Source organism: Labrys miyagiensis (assembly GCF_030160835.1).
GTDB classification, from domain to species: Bacteria; Pseudomonadota; Alphaproteobacteria; order Rhizobiales; family Labraceae; genus Labrys; species Labrys miyagiensis.
The window spans coordinates 194,338-214,368 of record NZ_BSPC01000066.1 but is presented as its reverse complement, the minus strand read 5'-3'; the positions used below and the strand labels follow the sequence as shown (position 1 = coordinate 214,368).

Below are 20,031 nucleotides of genomic sequence, written 5' to 3'. Positions count from 1 at the left end.
TTTACAAAGCTCTCTTAAGCCGACGCCCCCAATCAGTCAATCGCCTGGAACGACTGAACTTCTGTCTTGTAGCTTACCTGCCCTTGCAAGCGGCTTTGCCTTTGTCGTTCAATTCTTTCTCCAGCTGAATCCCCCTTACCTAAGGCCGGTGGCTGTTCCTTTGACAGCAATAACCTGTAGATGGCGGCCCGACCAATTCTCGTCCTCTTCGGGAATGCGGACACGACGATGCCTTGGGCATGCATTACCTTGATCTTCTCGGCATCGATGCTTGCCTTCCGTCTTGATAACCCGAGAATTTTTCCCAGGTGCGGAGCAATGCCAACATGTGTGGCGCATAAAGTAAACAGGGCCGGAACTGCCCCATTTCGCCCACGGTAACCCGCGGGGTACGGGCTTGACGTAACCTTGTTCTTTTCGCGGCCCGCAATAGGATTTCCGTTTCAGATTAGCGCATTGAGGTTGTTGTGCCGTTCAGCAATCTCTCAGCGAAGAGCAGCGGGGGTTCACATGCTCGGAGGGAGAGATCACCCAGTCTTAGACGTACTGGGCGTAGCTTTGGCGATCTACGTCGTGGCTGAGGGAACCATTCACGTTGCTGAGACCTGGTTCGGCCTCAAAGTCGACTTGGCAGATTATCTCGGGAACGGAGTTCTATACCGAACATTCGCGGCGTTTGCATCCATCGTTGTTGCTGCTCATTGGCTCTATAGTTTGCCGGAAGGTTGGCGTCATTGGGCATTGGGAATAGCGGTACTGTCCGAATTTCCCGAGCCAGCTCTGTGAGCCCAAAATCCTCGAACCGCGCGCCGGCTACGTCGCGCATAACACTTGCGACTTCCCGACGTTCTGTCACGCCATCAGCACCGATCAATTCTACCCAGACATTCATCCTCAACTGCGCCGTCACCGAACATCCTTTCCGATAAAGGCTCCGGCTACGCCAAAGTTCTTACCCCAACCTTTTTCCCGCTCCCCAAATTAAATACAAATTCTCAAATTAAGTACAAGCCTTAGGCCTTGATATCATTAAACTAGGAGTCTCATCATTAAGTGCAGCGCGACAGAGGCCTTACAGGGCGCAATTGATCTGACAGGGCTGATCGCCGATTGTGACCACATTGCTGCCATCCGGTGTTAGCGCGACATGAGCACTTCGGATCGAGAGCATATTCAGCGCGTCGAGAAGAATGGTATAGATGCGGTGGAGAGTGGTAATTGAGTCTCGCCCCGGGGAGAGTGGTCCATGCAAACATTTGCGCTCGCTATTCTCGTTGGTGTCGCTCTCGCGACTCCAGCCGTCGCTGGATGTCCTACCTGCGACTGCCCGAGCAACGACCTATCCTTGAGATGTACTATCAATTGCGAACGCGCGTTCAACGAATGCATGAGGTTGGAGGATCAGAAGGATAAAGAAGAGTCTCAGCAACGATCCGAGGTCTTGCGCCGGCAAAATGCCGCCAATGCGTGTAAGGCCCTTCCTACCAGTGAGCCTGGCTACGAAGCGGCGACGAAACAGGCTTGGACTCAGAAGCGCCAAGCATTCGAGGATGGCCAGACCACCCTCAAAGCACTGCGCACAGACTTGGAAAGCAACGCTGAGTGGACGGTCGGCGACACCCGGCAGATGGCTACCTATTTAGCAAAGGTCACCAAGACATGTACTGACCTCTTTTCGGACACTGTCGGCTTTTCGGGAGAGAAATTGGTGGCTGGACGCGCCCTGAGAATTTATGAGGGCATCAAAAACGGCAAGACGGCCTACAAATCGGTTACCGAAGCAGCCGACAAGTTTGCCATCGATATCCTCTACGAGCAGGGAGCGGAATTGAGTCCGGCTGTCAGGGCGGTAAACGCTATCAAGAATTTGTCGGAAAACGTTCAGGATATCGCCAAGACGTCAGAAGAGATCGCAAAGGCGAAGAACGAAGTTAAGAATCAACTCGATATAATTGATCGTCAGCTATCAATACTTGAAGCTAAGATTGATCAAATCAACAAGGATCATGTCAAGGACGTCGCTCCAGAACTTTTTGCGATCTTTCGTGAGGTGAAAGCCATGTGCGACACCAGTCCGGTGAAGATTGGACAGCATTGAGCCTGATGGCAAAGTCTGAAGCGCCGGAACTAGTTCAGATCGGCCTCGGTATTCGCGACGATCTGCTCGGGCATGAATCTCTCCACGGCGACGTGCAGCCCCTCCGTTTCAAGTTGATAATTTCAATCGATCCGGCCCAAATCCGGCTGGTCAGGCCACGGAAGGCGCCAAAATTTTCAAGCTATTCGAAGGGCCTCTCGCACCCTACTCCGCGGCAGCAAAACTCAACTGATCTACCCCCAGAGCTCGGTTGAGGTTTTGTGGGGTAATTGCGGGACGGCAATATAAATAGGTTGACGGTTCCACTACGAAGCCTAAGCTAAATGAGGATACGCGCCAGAAGCGCGAGGGTGCAATGCTTTACAAATTTACGCTCGGGAGCTTCTTGCTTCTCTTTTGGGTTATTCCAACCCTGGCAGCCGATTGCCCTCAAAATCTTTATGATGAGTCGCCTCCCATGAAAATAGAGGACTACTGCCATAACGCCTTGCAGAGCCAAGACGGCGCAATAATAGCGAGTTGCCAATCAAGATACACGGGCTACTTATTGAAGATAAACGAATATAATGACTTTATTGCGCAATGTAAAAGAAAGCGACAACAGAAGGCTGAGGAAGAAGAAAGAAAGAAGCGGAAGCAGAACGAAGAGGCTAAAGACGCGGAGAGAAGTAAGAAGGAAATAGCACCCGCGCCTGCGATAGATTGGTCGCAGCGACTAAACAAAGCTCAGCAGCGCGCTAGCGCGAGTCCTTCTAGTGACCAAGCCCTACGACGCGCGTCACAGACTTCAAACGACTATAACAAGTGGCAGGGTGGCATCGCTGATCAGGCGGCACGGCAAAGAGCGGCAGCGGAAGCGCAAGCTAGAGCTGCAGTCGCGGCAGCCGAAGCAGCTGCCTTGGCGCGAGCGCGCGCCCAGGCGATCGTAGGCCGTGCTGCAGGAGCCGCCGGCAGTGGTGGGGGCGGCATCGACTATCCACCCAACTGTCAAAATAAATCGGCTTATGCCCAATGCGCCGATGTTGGTCATAACGCCTGCGGTCTGACCGGGAGGGCTTGCTGGGGAATCTGCAGTAACACATGCAACGACTAAGCGGGGGGCGGGGCCTATGAGGAATTTTGTCTCGAGGAGCCTACTAACTCTTTCCTTTTCTTTGATGGCCTGCGGTCAAGCTCTTGCCCAGGCCGGACCATTGGATCTTCTCAAGGCAGCCCTGGCGTGTAACCTCAAGCCTCAGGTTGAGAACGAGGATGACCACGCGATCTATATGCTTACGCGAAAGGCAGTGTACGACGGCGACGAGAAGAAGCTGGGAATCCGAATAGTTAAGAAAGAATGGCAATCATACCACGGTTACACAAATATCGGAACGGTCACAACGTCGGCTGAATTCGCGAGCATTGTGTCAGCAACAATCTACGCAGATCGACACCCCACTAAGATAGGTCCGAACGTTCAGGTTCCGGACGTTATATACGGTATCAGGTTCAAATGTGCGGGTGGGAGGAACTGCTTCCATGACACCTTCTCGGTAAAATGGGGAAGCGCTTCGGGCCATACGGATTGTTCCCTCACACTGTTTTGCGATTGGACGCATCGCAGCAAAACTCTCGCGACGCGAGAAGTTGATTTTTGCAGTAAGTCTGCTGCCGAAGATGCGCTCGATGCCAGTAATGCTCTCATTTCTGCGGCGAAGACCGCACGCACGAACTGAAACGTGCCCGTCATCAGGCCAATCGAGACCAATCAGCCGTTTCAAGCAACTGTGCGAACTGTTCGATCTACCCGCGGTCTCGCCCGAACGGCCGTGCCAATGAGTGTGCCTTCATTCGGGAGTGTCTCCCAATTCCGCCCCACCGATTCAACGAAATGTTAATGATCGATCGATAATGCGCAAGGTATCGATTAGGCAGGTTGTCGACGCTGAACTGTTCCCCGTCATGGCATGACCCGACTTGAACAGTTGGGTGGGAACGGAGTGCGAACGACTATTGCTAAGTCATTGATTTTGCTAGTTGGGATTTTGGCGACGAAAGAGCTAATGTAACAACATTTATTTGTATTTCGCAATGGAATGCTTGTGTTTTCGGTGATTTGAGTAACAACGATGGCATGTTCGTCGTCGAAAGAGTGGCCCGGGGCCATCGCTATCTCTATCTGGTCGAGAGAGAGCGTGCGCGAGGGCAAAATCGTCCGCCAGCGCACGATCAAGGCACTGGGGCGCAAGGATGCGCTGATCGCCAGCGGCGAACTCGACAGACTTGCCGCTTCGATAGCCCGCCACAGCGAACGCGGCCTCATCCTCAGCGACATGGAGGCTGGCCACATCGCCACCCGCCGCATTGGCGGCCCCTTGTTGTGCGGCACAGCTTCGCTACGCATCTTCTGGAGAGGAATGACGCATTGCCTCAATGGAAATGTTACCGAGCGGGGGTCGTTGCCTCACCTAAAATGTTACCGGCGAACGCCCATGCCGTCATGATGCCCTCACCACCAGGAAGGCATCGTGAGGACGAAGATGGCGCATGCCATGCGCAATGGAGCTCGCCGATGTCGTGAGCCATTGTCTTGGAGGTCAATGGTCAATTTGCTTGATTTGAGTGTTTCGGCAGGCGTCGAGAGCGTCAAGGCTGGCGCATCCGCGCCACCGCTTACGCGGCTTGCGGCCTTGACCCTCTCACCGCCTGCGGAACTTTGGCCACCAAGCGAACGACGCCGGGATCTCACCTCAGACATGGCGGGTCTCCAGGCTCCAGGGGCGCCGTCGCGCAGGACCGCATTGAGGATGGTCAGCAAGCGGTGCAGCGGCTCATCGGCGAAATCAGCATCCAAGTGCCCTGCGTCGCTCGCGCACGTGCGGGAGCGGTTAACATCCTTGGTGAGGCATTCGGTAACAAAATTAGGTGAGGCAACACGACAGAGGAAGATCGATAACCGCGTCATCCAAGTGCTGCTGGGCCATTCGACTTTGCCTTCCAGCCCTCGCACGCTCGATCGCAATCGCATCCCGGCCCTGGCCGAATTGACCTCCATAGTCGCGCTGGATCTTGCGGTTCCGACGCGGCGGGATCACGGCCTTGGTGCCGCGCTCGCCGAACCAGTTCCGCAAGGCTAAGTTGGCGAATGTGCCATTTAGTCAGTATATCTGAGAGGTTTGTGGGCGACGATGCGGCAAGGACGACACAACAATGACTGCTGGCCGAATTGATCTAAGCTACGACGCGGGCGGTTCCATTCCCGGAGATCGTTTCCGCGATTTTCCCGAGGCTCCAGAAATGATTGTGGTTCCTGCAGGAGCCTTTCTGATGGGGTCGCCAGCCGGCCAGGGTAATTCGAATGAGCACCCCCAGCACCAGGTGACGATCGCACACGCGTTCGCGGTTGGCATCGCGCCGGTCACGCGCGGTGAGTTTGCAGCCTTCATTCGAGCTACGAACCATCACGTTGAGTTGGGCGCGACAGTTTTGGATGGCATGACTTGGAAACCTGATCCAACTAAATCCTGGCGCGATCCGGGATTCACTCAGGCGGATGACCATCCCGTGGTCTGCGTGAGTTGGCACGACGCGCAGGCCTATCTAGTGTGGCTCGGGGAACGATCCGGAGGCAAGGCCTACCGGCTACTTTCCGAGGCCGAGTGGGAGTACTGCTGTCGAGCTGGAACAACGACGGCCTACAGCACGGGTGATAATATCTCGTTGGGGCAGGCGAACTTTTCCCGACATATAACAGGCACTGCTTCGGCCTTCAGGTTCCCACCCAATCAGTTGGGGCTTTGGGGCATGCACGGCAATGTCTGGGAATGGTGCGAAGACAACTGGCATGAGGATTATGTTGGTGACCCGCCGTCGGATGGCTCGGTTTGGTTTGGCGGCAATTCTGCATTGCGCGTTCTGCGCGGCGGCTCCTGGATTGGCTATCCTCAGTATCTCCGCTCGGCCTACCGCGATGGGGACCCTCCCATCTTCCGCGACAAGGACGTCGGATTTCGTGTGGCCAGAATGCTCTAACCTTCGACCTCGCTACATCTTTAATTCTCGAAGTACGGCCTTTGATAGAGTGGCGGGTTGCTGTTGGTGCGTGCGGCTCCAGTCAATCCAAACCGTTCGGCCATCAACTCGTACGAGCGGCGGCGCGCGCCGTGGTCGTAGATCATACTGCTGACCATCAGCTCGTCAGCCTGGGTCGCCTCGACCAGCGGGAGAAGTTGGCTGTGAATCGTCGCGGGGCTACCGACGAACATGCGCGCGCGGTTCGTTTGGATCCGTTCGCGATCGATGAGTGCATAGGCATAGGCGAGCGCCTCCTCCGGGCTGGCGAGCGGCAAATATTCGCCTCGCGAACTGCGAGCGTAGGTTAGGTCGTAGGTTGCGGCGAGACGTTCGGCCTCCGCATCGGTCTCGGCGCACACAACGTGCACCGCGAGTATCGCATAGGGCCGATCGCGCCACTGAGACGGGCAGAACTTTCGGCGGTAGGCGTGCATCGCTGTCGCGGCGTCGTATTTTGCAAAATGATGCGCGAAGGAGAATCCGGCGCCGGCCGTCGCGGCGAGGTCGGCGCTGTAGCCGCTCGAGCCTAGCAGCCAGATCGGCGGCAACGGCACCCCAATCGGCACCGCGTGAACGGCGTGGAACGGATGCGCTTCAGGAAACTCGCGCGTTTCAAACATGACGAGTTCCTGGAAGCGTTGCAGGAAATCGTCCTCGGTGACATCCTGCCGCCGTAGCGCATTGGAAGTGACCGGATCGGTGCCCGCAGCTCGACCTATCCCGAGGTCGACCCGACCGGGGAACAAAGCCTCGAGCACCTTGAAGCGTTCCGCCACCATGAGAGGTGCATGGTTCGGCAACATAACCCCCCCTGAGCCCACGCGGACGTGCTGCGTGACGGCAGCGACCTGGCCGATCATGATGTCGGGCGCTGAGCTCGCGATCGACCGCGCGTTGTGATGCTCGGCGAGCCAATAGCGCGTGAATCCGAGTTGGTCGGCCAGCTGTGCGAGATCGAGCGTATTGCGTAGGGCCACCGCCCCCGAAGTGGCAGTTGTCACCGGCGAAAGGTCGAGCACGGAAAGCGGAATCATCGCAGGGCAGTACCTGTGCGAGGGCCTAGGCCAGTCATAAGCACCCATCCCTTCTGAGGCTGGAAAAGGTCCGGGGCTTATGCGCGGAGGCTAGCATGGAAGCAACCTAACCAACGCGATCATTCCCAGATTAGGACATTAGGTACTGACGAGTCCACCTGTCGCAAGCAGGTATAGCCTACGCCGGCAAGGCCAAGAAACAGTCCGAGATTGAACGCTCTTTGGGTCCCGTACCAGCGGTAACCGCCGTTCGATGACGCGGCACCTAGAACGTCCAGCAGCCGTTTCGACGCCATCTTCGAGAGATCGTCCCGAGACATTACCTGACCTGCGGTTCGGAAGAATTCGATGTTGCCAAGCGTCCCGCAACACATTGTATCGGTGCGACCGGGCCATTCTCGCTCGGCGCCAGCAAGAGCGTTGTCGACGTCCCGCCTCAGCAGGCCGTGGTCAAGAACTCCCAGTTTCATGGTGGCTAAGCGCGCAAGACCAATACCGGTGGCTCCGTGACACCACTGCGAGCGCCATGGATAACTTACAGTTTTTCGCCAGTCGGGCCAGTTGCTCCGCTCGGCGTCGTAGCTGGAATTTTCGAAGGCAACGCATTCCGACGCCGCATCCGCGAACTGCTCGCGTCCGGTTGCTGCAGCGAGGGAAGCAAGCGCATAGGCATAACCTGCGGCACCATGGGACATACCGTTTAGCGGGCCCTCGCTGCCTAGACCTTGTCCGATCCAACTGAGGCGGCCACCCATTTCGCGCCGGGGCTGAGCAAGGAGGTGTTCGCCACACCTGACCGCGTGCTCGAGGATTTCGCGGGATCTGCTTTGGCGATGCAAACTGAGCAGTCCGAGTATGGCCCCCGCGCTGCCGTGCATGACGTCTAGTCGTCTGTCGCCCGCAATGAGATCATCGGTAAATAGCTCCGCTGCCGCGTGAGCATCCTCGAGCAAACTGTCACTTTCGAGGCACCTGGCCATCACCGTGAACGCATATATTATCGAACCCAATCCAGCGGTACCGCCAATGCCGAGAAGTCGAACCATACGGGCTGCATTCCGACTACGCAGGTTCTTTCGAAGGTGTGCAATTGCTGCCAGCGCAAGTTCTTTGGAAGACCTCATTCCCGTGACAGCGGCGTGGGCGGCAAGAAAAAGTGCTATGCCGCAATTGCCGTTGTACACGTCGGGGCCGAGGGCGACGAACCTGCCAAACTCCGAGTGACGCTGATCGAGGCCCAGCCAAGCAGCAGCAGTTCCACGGCGGATAGCGTACCTGCCCAGGTCTTCGGCTACCTTGTTCGCTTCTGTGATAAAAATCTGTCGACTTTCCACGGCATCCGGTCTGATGCTTGGCTCATTCGACGGGGTGGGTGCCTTTCGAGGGCCTGCCGACCGCGACAACATATTGGCGTTCTCTTCGACGACAGCGAGCTGCCATTCGATCTCTTTTTCGTCGAGATCCTCAAGGCGTCTCCGAGCGCGGTCGATGCCGGAGACCACCTGGGTACTGACTAAACAACCCGTCCAGTCGCTAAGCTGATTACCATCGCTCGTCGTTAGAAAGTAAGGCACGTTCAGGTCGAGAAGAGCTGAACGCTCGGCGCTGTGCAGCCGCCAGAAGGGGTCAGTTGCATGATCCCAGTTGGTAAACCTCGATACGAAATCCGCCTGTGCGGACCACATTATCCCGTCGTCCATCGGCCCAAAATTCTGTAGGCGGTGGATCAGTCCGTAATAAAAGTTGGTCGCGCGGAGAACTCGACGCACGGGGAGGCCGGCAAAGGCCGTAAAAGGGTCACTTAGGGTACCATCCACCCTCTTTGCTATCAGGTATCGAGCATAATCTCCAAAGCCTTTCGCAAACTTGGCTCGATGGTCATCCAACTTGGCGTAATGACCTCCAATATGCGGCAGGTTGGGGGAATCCGATCTGTCCTTGATCTCCCTTGCCGGGCGCATCTCATCTGAGTTTATGTTGTCCCACGTGATGCTCTTTATGAAATTCCGGTATGGAACCATCCCGCCGATCGCTAGCATTTCGTCGTTCGTCAATCTAATGAAGCCCGGAAGCAGGCCAACTGTGCAAACCGAATTTAAGATGATTTCGATCGCGGCTTCGTAGGCTTGAGCCTCCGGATCGTTCGATTTCTGCCAATGGGCGGTGGGTTGAAATACGGTTTCCAAGTCGATGGGGACCGGGTGCTCGCCATACGCAATCATGTTCTCCTGATGGAAGTCAGTACCCCCAAAGCAGTGGAACAATGCGAGCCAGGCGCCGGCGCGTTCGAAAAAACGCCCGAAGTCGTCCGCTTCCTCGCAGCCCTTGTGTTCAAGGAATTCGGTCCAGCCATATCCGTCCCGGACGATGGCTTTGACCGTCTTCAGCAACAGGGGCGGACCGGCCTGGTTCAACTTTGAGATCAGGTCATCCCAAGTGACGTCAAGGCGTAGGTCTTTGGGTTTGTAGACGATGCGCGATCCGTCCTCGAACCGGATGACCTTGACCGAATGGCCGCCATTGTGCGGGTCTGACAGGCCTTCCGCAACGTGCTCAACCCGATCGAGCGTATCTAAACGGAGAATGCTTCGGCGGACTGTTTCCATATCGGCGTGTAGACGCACGACGAATTCTCGCCAGGTATCAATCCACTGCCGCGTGATCACGGCCATCAGTCGCAACAGAACCGGCCTGTCTTGAAATAGCTGTCGCAGGCCACCTCCGATCATCTCCGTTATGAAGCCATCGTAGAGTGAGGACCGGGTTCCGTTGGCAGAACATCTGAGCCTGCTTTGGCGCATCCTTTCAAATCGCTCGAAGATTGGCGGGGTGGCGAGGGTACTTATCGAATGCAGCAAGGCTTCCCGCAGGCAGGCGTGAGCGGATGGAGTCAGATTCTCCAAAGCCCCCGTATCCACGCCATGCCAAAGCCGAGCCTCCGCTTGTTGCACGAGTCCTAGAAAGAGGTGCTCGAAAGGGGCTGGCTGGATCTGAGGGCCGGGGGAGACGTGCTTAGCTTTGCTTAAGGCGTCGTCAATCCAGATGGCATCTTCGATCCATTGCGGCGGCGCTACCAGAGGATTGCGTCGCACTGTGGCGAACCTTGCCAAAACATCGGGTATTGCGTAACCGTCCCGCTTCAGCCGCGCGGAGAAAAGAGACCAATCGCCGTTTGCGCAGGAGCGGCACCATGCGGCCAGCCGGCGTCCGGCCAATTCGGCGGCGTCCTTCTGGCCAGCTAGCGGCTCGAAATCACTTGAGAGAATTTCGTCAATGGTTGCCGCGCGGATGATCAAGCGCTCAAAGAAGGGATCCATGTGCTCGTTTCGAAAGCCGGACAGCTCTTTGGTGGATGTATCAAGCGATACCGACCGCGACCGCAAGAAGGTTGTGGTAGCGTAGCGACCTAACAGGCTGCTTAAAAACTGCTTTGTTCACGGAATGTGTCAGAATCGAACCGAGCGCAAATCTGATTCAAAACCGGTATCTTCGGGACTTTTTCAGCAGCCTGCTAAAGCCAAATAATCGCTTTCCCAGCGCTGCCGGGGGCGACAGTTTAGGTTTGACGTTTCCCGGAGATCATCAAAGAACTGCCGACAAACCGCTACCAGGGACAGGGGAAGTCACTCCTTCCACCATTAGGGCGTCTAGTAAATTCGCTCCGCGCACTAACACATTACATTGCGCGGCTCGCTTTCTCAAGCCTCTGGTTCTACCGGCACCACCCACCCTTGTGCATGTATTACCACAGTGTGTCTAGCCTTCCACTGAACGGCTAAAGGTCTCAAGCGAACCTCGGCCCGCATCTCTTCCGCCAAAGTTTAAGTTAGCAACACGTGTTTTGGCTGTCGCACGTAGAAGCGCAACTTGCATCCCACATCAGTCCGAGCTGGGGCTCGTCACCCGCTGCTGCTTCCAGCGCTTCATCAGAGACGTCGTATGTCAGCAGATCATCTGTTGTGTTCTCGCTCATAAACAACCCTCACCTATCAGGTCAACTCCAAGTTACCAAGATACTTGAGTTTAAAGTAAAAGTTACCATAATACCACAGCATGTCAACAGCAAAACCGGCGATGAAGGGGAATAGTGCAACCGATGGTGGTGGTTCCAAAGGCACCGGGCATGACCTTTTCCAGCCTGCCAAGATTGGCAATGAGACGCTTGCTTTGGGTCCTAGATTAACCTGCCCTCCTTCAGGCGTAGCACGCGATCGGCAACATGGAAGTAGCGATCGTCATGCGAGACGACGATGAGCGTGGTTCCGGTCGCCTTCAGCGCGGGCAGCAGATCTTCGTAGAAGAGGCGCCGGAAATCTGGATCCTGGTCGGCCGCCCATTCGTCCGTGACGAGGATCGGCCGACTCTCTAGAAATGCATGGACGAGTGCCAGGCGTTTGCGTTGCCCAGTCGACAGATCAATCGTCGAGAAGCGCTCGTCCTCCACACGGACCTTCCCCGCCAAGCCGAGGCGTTCGAGGTTTGCATTCGCTACACTCGGCACGGTGCCGTAGGCAAGATCGCCAAAAAGGTAGTAATCGGAAAACACCGTGGAGAAGAGCTGGCGATAATCATCGCGCGTTTCGGCTGTGACGGTTTGTCCGTCGACCTGGATGAAACCGCTCTGGGGTGCGTAGAGACCGAGCAGGAGTTTGATCAGCGTCGTCTTTCCCGAGCCGTTGTCTCCGATGACGAACAAAAGCTCCCCGTGCCGTATCGACAGATCGATAGGCCCGAGCATGAAGGGTGTTGTCGATCCAGACGCCGGAAAGGTATAGGTGACCTTACGTAACTCAATTGCGTTGAACGCAATCCGATAGGCTTTTGCACCGTCGGTTGCCTCAAGCGACACATTCGGTTCATGGTCGGCGATGTCGGCGGATAGCTGTGCGATTCGATGGAACGCGATCCGGGCCTGGTCGAACTCCGGAACTGCGGACGCCAGGAGTGTGATCGGTCCTTTGACGTATAGGAGTACGATTACCACGCCGCTGAGGGCATCTTCCGTCACACCGAGACGATGCCGTGCGATTACGAGCAGGCCGATGACAGCGAAGAAAATCGCAGAACCTGCGCCATCTGCGACCCAGAACAACCGCATGGCGTGGCTTTTCAGGGCGGCGATGCGATCGGCCGCACCCGCGAGCAGGACACCATGAACTCGTCCGCGGCGTGCTCGGCTCATCTTGAGTTCCTTGGCGCCGTCCGTGATGGCCCGATATTGGCTGTGCAGGTCGTCTTGGGCCGTGCGCACCCTCTCGTAATCGCGAATCCAAGTGGTCCTGGCAATGTTATTCATAACTATTCCTAGTCCGAGTGCCAGGACCGCTACCCCGCACGCCGAGCGCGATAGAATCCAAAGATAGGCAAAACTTCCGATTGTGGTCGCGGCCGCGACGGCGTAGCCGGATAAACTGAAGGTGAAGACGCTTAGATTGTCGATATCGGTCGTAAGGACAGACATCAGCCGATGGGCACGATGGGCCTCCAACACGGCAAGCGGAGTGCGCAGGATGCGGGCCGCGATCTCCTTGCGCAGTTCCGCCACCAGACGTTGCCCCATCGTGCTGTTCAGCGTGCCAGCGAGCGCGGTTCCTGCGGCACTCAGGGCACAGAGCGCTACGAAACTTGCGAGCACCTCGCTGAGGCCCACAGGATCGTGCAGGCTTCGGTTTATGATGGCCAATAGCCACGCCGTTGCGATGCCGCTTGCGCCACCGACGAGCGTCGCCAGCGCGGCGATCGGCCCAAACGGCCGCAGCAACCGCAAGGCTTCGGCGAGAGAAGCCGCAGTTAGAATCCAGCGCCTTGTCATTCTGATCGTCGCGAGTGATCTACCGCGTAGATTGCGCTCAAAGCATTTCCCAAGTCCAGGCGTGAGGTTCAGTAGCGCGCGACCGATCGCCACGCGTTGGCGGCTACGGCGGCCAATCTTCGAATATCTTTCGCGACATACCCTCCCTAGCGCCAAAACCGTTCATTTAATGGTTTTGGTGGCGTTTTGAAGATTAAAGGGCGGGCCGGCTTGTCGGTTTCAAGCCCGACTTGAACAGTGGTACGACCCGGTCACTCTCAAGGCAATGCTGATTACCGAGCGTGCTCGGGCCGAACGTCTGGAGCAGATCATCAAGGAGTTGCAACGAGTTGCAACATCATCGCTTCGGCAAACGCGCCGAGACCCTTCCGGAAGATCAATTGATGCTTGGCCTGGAGGAGGTCGAACAGACTGACGCCAGCAAGGAGGCCGAGGGCGAGGCGATATCGCCGGCGCACAAGGCAGAACGGGCTTCCAAGCGTAGGGCAAACCGCGGCTCGCTGCCCGCCCATTTGCCGCGCATCGAGCCCCTGATCGATATCGAGGACAAGAGCTGTCCTTGCTGCAGCAATCCCCTGCATGTGATTGGCGAGGATCGGGCCGAACGGCTCGACATCATCCCGGCCCAGTTCCGGGTCCTGGTGGTGCGTCGGCCCAAACATGCCTGTCGGGCCTGCGAGGACGTGGTGGTGCAGGCGCCAGCGCCCGCTCGTCTAATCGAAGGTGGCATTCCAACCGAAGCGACCGTCGCCCAGGTCCTGGTCTCCAAATACGCCGATCATCTCCCACTCTATCGCCAAGCGCAGATCTATGCCCGGCAGGGCGTCAATCTCGACCGCTCGACGCTGGCCGATTGGGTCGGACGCGCCGCATTCCTGCTACGCCCTGTCCATGAGCGGCTGCTTGCGATCCTGAAGGGCTCGACCAGGCTGTTTGCCGACGAGACGACGGCGCCAGTGCTCGATCCGGGACGCGGGCGGACCAAGACGGGGCAGTTGTTTGCCTATACCCTATACGTACCATGGCCGAGCCTTGTTCCGCCTGGGCTGGACAGCTGCTCGGTACCTACACGTATCTGTAAGGAATGGCTTCGCTGGGCTCTCGGCTACCTACTCCCCACTCCGACTTGCCGGAAATTGCCCCGCCACTCCTATGAGCAAAGGGCCATATAGGAGCGACACTACAGCCTCGCCTTACAGGCTGCATAGAATGGCTCTGCAATCCCCTAGGATGACGCAGGACTCGCAAGTGAGGGCAAGAGGTAGGTTGCCTGGGTTTGACAAAGTAGAGCCTTCCTATGCTTCCTGGGCTTTTCGCTTCCCCGGCCTTAGAACCGCGCGTATCGCCTGTCACAGGTAGGTAGGGGCGCGTTGTACGTAGGCGCACCGGAGGGCGGCACGGGGGGTACTTGACGACCGGCCTAGGCGTATAGGCGAACAAATTTTTGCAATAGAGTTCAATCGATAGTTGTGCAATATTAAAGGCCAATCGGCAGCAGGCGTTGAGATTATTAGAGCGTGCAGAGTCCTCAGTCTTAAGTGTCACTCACAGACACATGACCTGAAAATTAAATAGCAGCGAGGGCCCATGTCAAACCGTACGATCAAATGTATTGCTATTGTAGCAGTAGCGATAGTTACGTTGACATGTTCCCTAAGTGCCTATTCGCTTCAGTGTCGCCGGAACGATGGTAGCACCTACAGTTGTTTCTGTAACGACGAGGATGGTCGTAGACAGCATGCCGCCCAATGTGCCGAAACACATCACTGCGTGTACCCCGGCCCAAATGGGACTTGCGCAGATGCTACCCAATAAATGTAATTTGGAAGATAGGCAACAATTACCAAGCGTGTAATAGCAATTCGTTCTCGTGGTGAAGCCTTAACCGCCTCATGGAGATGTCTCAAATGCCCATAGCCACATTATTTGTTTCGGCTTTTTTTGCTCTGCACCCGGGAGTGTCACCAAAATTGCTCGCTTCCTGCGACAGAAATTCAAACGTCATCTCCAACTGCCGCGAGGAGTTTTCAAACGCGGCCAGAAAGATGTTTGGACAAGAGTATGAGGGAGATCGTGCGCAAACAGCCGGGGAGGCCCTTCGAAACTGCGCTCAGTGCGGAGAGGAATCTCTTACAGATAGTCTTCATCGGTTTGGCAGCGATTCAAGCCAAGATAGCAGTAGCTATTCCAATACTAATACGGAGAACAGTACGGATCAGGGAGGTAGTAGCAGCGATGATCAGTAGACAAGGATATCGCTCGCCCTTGAAGTTAAGCGTGTGGAGATTTGTTGCCATTGATTAGCGTTAGGGTCATCAAGCATTTAACGGCAATTGTATTTGTGGCGTTAATTCCGTATGCTTCTGCTTGCGCCACTGAGCCTGGGCCATTGAAGTGCGATGTTGCTTCTCATTATTGCTCGGCTCTCAGAAGCTGGACAAATACCAGACATGCCCAAGCGGCTGGGATCCTTACTATAGGGTCCTTTTAACGAAACCGACCGGCAATGAGAGCATTGCGATTATGCAAGGGACCTTTTCCAAGGAAATTAAGTTTCCCTGTGGCGAAGATAAGTGTCAAGGAGGGTCTAACAGCAGTAACATAGATCATAATTTTGAAGTTAATAGAATAGCTGCCGCTTTTTATTACTCGGAGGAAATTAAACTTAATAGAGAAGGTCGTAGCATGTCAATCATTAATACTTACGAGGGGCGGTGCTTACCTTATACAGCAGTAAAAAAGTTTTAGCGTTTACGTTTCCTTTGGATTTCGATCTTTTTGACATATTACTTCCCTGATCTGAATACCGTTTGGCTTTTGATATATTTATTACACTTTTAGTTTCGCAATCTTGTTTAAGTTACCTTCAGGAGTCCCGTTTATATTAGGAGGGCGAAGCTTTTGCCGAGCTCCATCAAACTGCTAGATACTTGCTTAGCGTCCGTTGAATTCTAAGTGGTTTCAAGAATTAGAACTTAGGAGTCGTACTGCGATGAAATGTCAGCAATATCTAGCGCTACTTGCGTTCGGTTTTCTTTTTCATACTGGAGTATGTTCGGTTGCATATTCTTCGGACATCGGACCGCTGAAATGTGAAGTTGCGTCTCGTAAGTGCTGGGCCACGAGAAATTGGTCGAGTGATCAAACATGTCCAGACGGTATGGTAAGCGCATTTAATCGTTTGTTAGCCAAACCAATTGGTAAAGACCATGTGTTGATTATGTATAACGCATCTTCTGAGAAGCTGTCATTGAAATGCAGTGAAGAAATATGCGAGGGGGAGTTGAAGCAAAATCGAATGTTTTCCTATCATTTTAAAGTTAATAGAGTGACGGGTGGCTTCTTTTATCTAGATGTAGTGCATCTTAATTCGGATAGCCGTGATATGTCTGTGATGAATTCTGCCTCAGGAAATTGTGACCCATATTTGGTCGAGAAGAAATTTTAGCTTTTTTGCGGCCTCTGTTTAAGAGCCGCCGTAAAATGAGGACCATTTGTGTTTGGCTCGTCCTCGATCTGATTTCCGCTTTGGTTGACACACAGACGTCCTCAAAGCGATACTGAACTGCTATACATTTTTCAATGGACTTCAAAAATTATCGTGCAATTTCAATGATATAGGCGCAGGAAAAGCGAGTTCAATCCTCTCTTGCAACACCATCGTATCCTCTGGAAATTGCAAATGTTTTCTAAACTCAGTAAGGCGAAGGCCCAACCTACGAGAGATAATGTCGTTCCAATTCTTTGAGGGTATTTCGAAATACTCGAGTAAGAAATTCATGCATTACAACCATATCTAAATGTATACACATGTGATCGACTTGTCACTTACAACCCTTCGTGTCTTACTCTCGTGAATTCTATAGTAAGCGGTGTTGTTAGGCCACAGGGTGGCTCGCGACAAGAGGTTGATGATCCCAGGCATGAGCTCGTCGAGGCGGCTATTCAAGTGTCCGTTGACGATCAGGGTGATCGTCTCGTTGAGATAGGCGTGCGGATCCACGTTGTTGAGCTTGCAGGTCTCGATGAGGGAGGCAATGACAGCCCAGTGTTCGCCGCCGCCCGGAGCCTGTGAAAACCTCGAACCGCCGCACCGGCTCTTCATCGTTGGTTTTAAGCGTAATCTCTGAAGTCGTCATATGTCTAAGCCCTCAAGGGCTTCAAACATCCTGCTTCACACGCAAATCCGAAAGGTGGGATCGCAACAGCGCTTACGTTCTATAAAGTCTCTTCAATGCTTCTCTTAGCAGAGCTAGCCAATCGACGTCGCCAATGCCAGTCCGTTTACCTCACAACCCTCTATCTTCTGTGCGAGAACATCGCCCATCAATTTGCATCATAAAATCGATATGGCGACTTTCATCTTTAAAAACGAATAATCCTGAAATAGAACCCGTAGTTCTATCGATATTAAGTTCCTTCGACGAAGTACTGCTTTTGTTTTTCAGGGTATACGTGCTTTCAGATACAGAAAGATCGTAGTCTTCGTTGGACAAATCGGCGGTACCTGCCCCAGGTCGCAAGGCAAATATATATATTTCCGTCTTCGTTTCTTGCACCGGTTTGCCTTCGTAGGTGCCGATATACTCCTCCGTTACGCGGCATGACAGAACGACTTTCGATGGCATCGACCCGTCGGATGCACTACCGGGCGCATCCACGGTGGATTGTGTATCATCCGTGCCATTCCCGGATTGCTGCGTTCCGGAGTCGGCATCAGCCTGCTCGACGCAGCAATCGCCATGAGAGACATATGTGTCCGACGGAATGGTGCCGCGTTCCAAATAACTCCTGCGAAGGGCGCGCATACTTTCCAGTGCGCCGGGACCATGGGCGACTGCGTACGCTCCATTCTTGGCCCGGTAAACACGCACATCTTGAACGCTGGTCCTCAACTGTGACGCGAGGCTTTGAGCTTCCTCAACCGTATCGCGGCTATAAAAGACAAGCCATGCTGTATCGGCAAATGCGACTGTACAAAAAGCGCACGAAAAAATAAACGCCAGTGCGTATGCCAAACTTCTGGTTCCAATTATCGTATCAAACCAATGTTGGAGACACGCTAAACTCAGTAATGCAAGGGCCCGACCTGCGAAAGTTGACGTCCTTCCAATTCTTTGAAAGTAATTCGAAACAACCAAATAAGAATTGCATGCGTCACAACCGCAGCTAAACGTATAGACATCCGATCGCGCTGTCATTTGCAGCCCTCCATGCACATATGCGCTTGAATGTTGCATTTTTCTTGATCTGGATTAGTACACGCGAGAAATCGTGTCGTACATCCGGCAATACATGCTTCCTTTGCACCTCGCGTGATCGAGCTTTTACTTCCTTGGGAGCTTCCACTCCTACACTCCGTTCCATTGCACTTTCTTTCTGGCATCGCCGGCGTGCCCTCTTGTGACGCTACAGCTCTCACTTGGGCAGAGAGTCCCGTAGCGGCGAGCGTCAAGAGCAACGCGGTGTAAATCAACGAGCGGAGCATTTTGGTTCTTAGTCCTCGCAGCGCACAAATATGCATGTTCTCTTACACTATTTGTCTGTATAACTATAGTAGTTATAGCACTTATAGGTCGCCGCGTTCGGTGCGGCGGCATCATTGAAGCCACATATCGGAACGTTGCGAGTTTCATGCTGTACGTCTGGTTGGCATTCGACCGGCGCACATTTCTCTATTGTTTCGCCCGGGAACGCCTGATCGATAAAATGGGTCTCTAACGCGATTGTAGATATTGTGGTCAAGAACACAAATATTGCGATCAGGCCACTCATTATTGCCTCTCCCGGTTTTCATAGCTTGGCCTACGGTATCCATCAATTTCATTGGAAGGTCTGCGCCAAAATGCTTCAGCGTGTTCAACGGGCGATGGCAAACCATTAATCGACGGCGCTAGATTTGGTAATTGTTGGAAACCGCCAAACGCAAGGTGTCAAAGCTCGTCACAGTCCTATCGAGTGATTGGCAAGTAGGAGCAAGGCCTGCTCTGGCTGGCACCGAATGACCGAATGTATGACTAGGCGCTGATGGTAGTGCGGTTAGATCAGGGATGAACATGTCTAGCTCAAGACGTATGCAACCCAGCGAATGTTCGGGCTGAGCGAAAGTTTTAGAATGTCTGGAGCCGCGCCGCGCTATCAAATACGGCCTTCTAAACAAACAACTAATTAATAGTTGCTTATTTCGTAGAACACGCTTCAACCTTGCTGTTCTTCTGGCAGTTATTGTTACCTTCGCATTCGCAGGCATAGCAAGCACTAAGCGCAGTGCCAGACAAAACAAGACTAAGCGCCATAATGGATAGAAGCCGCCTCATTGCGTCTCTCCTTTGTTTCCCCGCGAAGTTTGTCCTTCGAAAGCTATTTGTTTGAGTCGCGTAAAAGGAGTTAGAGAAATCAAACGCTCCCATCAGCAAGTGATGGTACGCTTCTGGTAGCAAAATGTACACAACCTATTCGGATTGGCTATGAGGCCGACGATGGCGCATCGCGATTCCTCTCGAATGCCTCACAGGATGCGCTAGGAAGTGCACTGTCAGGCATCTCATTTCATCCTCTATATCGCGAAACTGGTTCTGCGCACCTAGGCGTGGTTTGGATATGTAGGCATGATTTCAAGCGAGCTTAGCGGGAATATGCATTAGCGTAGCGCTATTGGTCGGCGCTGGAACCCATCCTTATGACACACCGCATGCTTGTCTCGGACGTGCCCACTGAAGCAAGGTGGACTGCACCAGGGCTTTTCGAATGTTAGCAATATCAAACCTCAGTTCCTTCGATCGGCCATAGTCTCATTTCGCGTCGCTCCAGCGCAAATCCGCGCCTGATACTGATATATCTCCGCAGAGGAAATGTCACATAGACATTTTATAGACATTTTATAACAAAGAGCGTAACGATAAAGTGTGATAGGGAGCTTTTTCATTTCTCCCAGCTTTTGCACTTGGCTCAAGCAAACAGTTTCCGAGGGACAAACTTCGCGAGCAGATCAAAGAAGCCACTCAAGCGCATACGTACATCGCGGCGTAAAGTGG

7 protein-coding genes and 3 pseudogenes are annotated in these 20,031 nt (G+C 54.1%); 5 read left to right on the top strand and 5 right to left on the bottom strand.

Annotated elements, in window-relative coordinates:
- Positions 1–1,393 precede the first annotated feature (1,393 nt).
- The 4 genes and pseudogenes from QQL24_RS29115 (at position 1,394) to QQL24_RS29100 (ending at position 6,109) form a co-directional block, all read left to right on the top strand.
- Positions 1,394–2,098, top strand: a complete 705-nt coding sequence (locus QQL24_RS29115; protein WP_284315810.1) for a hypothetical protein — start codon at positions 1,394–1,396, stop codon at positions 2,096–2,098.
- Between the two features lie 355 nt (positions 2,099–2,453).
- The gene (locus QQL24_RS29110; RefSeq protein ID WP_284315809.1) at positions 2,454–3,191 is read left to right on the top strand and encodes a hypothetical protein; all 738 of its coding nucleotides are present in this window, start codon (positions 2,454–2,456) and stop codon (positions 3,189–3,191) included.
- Between the two features lie 1,020 nt (positions 3,192–4,211).
- Positions 4,212–4,464, top strand: a pseudogene (locus QQL24_RS36760) (IS1634 family transposase); the annotation flags it as partial.
- 823 nt (positions 4,465–5,287) lie between these two features.
- The gene (locus QQL24_RS29100) at positions 5,288–6,109 is read left to right on the top strand and encodes a formylglycine-generating enzyme family protein (protein WP_284315807.1); all 822 of its coding nucleotides are present in this window, start codon (positions 5,288–5,290) and stop codon (positions 6,107–6,109) included.
- 20 nt (positions 6,110–6,129) lie between these two features.
- Here QQL24_RS29100 and QQL24_RS29095 read toward each other — a convergent pair whose 3' ends face one another.
- From QQL24_RS29095 to QQL24_RS29085, 3 genes are all read right to left on the bottom strand, one after another.
- Complete coding sequence (locus QQL24_RS29095) at positions 6,130–7,185, bottom strand: LLM class flavin-dependent oxidoreductase (protein WP_284315806.1); 1,056 nt, start codon at positions 7,183–7,185, stop codon at positions 6,130–6,132.
- A gap of 119 nt (positions 7,186–7,304) precedes the next feature.
- Positions 7,305–10,502, bottom strand: coding sequence for a type 2 lanthipeptide synthetase LanM family protein (locus tag QQL24_RS29090; protein ID WP_284315805.1), 3,198 nt, complete (start codon positions 10,500–10,502; stop codon positions 7,305–7,307).
- Between the two features lie 857 nt (positions 10,503–11,359).
- Positions 11,360–12,997: a cyclic peptide export ABC transporter gene (locus tag QQL24_RS29085; RefSeq protein ID WP_284315804.1), complete on the bottom strand. Its 1,638-nt coding sequence runs from the start codon at positions 12,995–12,997 to the stop codon at positions 11,360–11,362.
- A gap of 265 nt (positions 12,998–13,262) precedes the next feature.
- Between QQL24_RS29085 and tnpC the strand changes: the two are divergent.
- A pseudogene (tnpC, locus tag QQL24_RS29080) lies at positions 13,263–14,008 on the top strand (IS66 family transposase); the annotation flags it as partial.
- A 2,908-nt stretch (positions 14,009–16,916) separates the two neighbouring features.
- Here tnpC and QQL24_RS29075 read toward each other — a convergent pair.
- Both QQL24_RS29075 and QQL24_RS29070 read right to left on the bottom strand, forming a co-directional pair.
- Positions 16,917–17,060 (bottom strand): annotated as a pseudogene (locus QQL24_RS29075) (transposase domain-containing protein); the annotation flags it as partial.
- Positions 17,061–17,286: 226 nt separating this feature from the next.
- A complete protein-coding gene (locus tag QQL24_RS29070) occupies positions 17,287–18,015 on the bottom strand; it encodes a hypothetical protein (protein ID WP_284315803.1) in 729 nt (242 codons plus the stop codon).
- Positions 18,016–20,031: the final 2,016 nt, after the last annotated feature.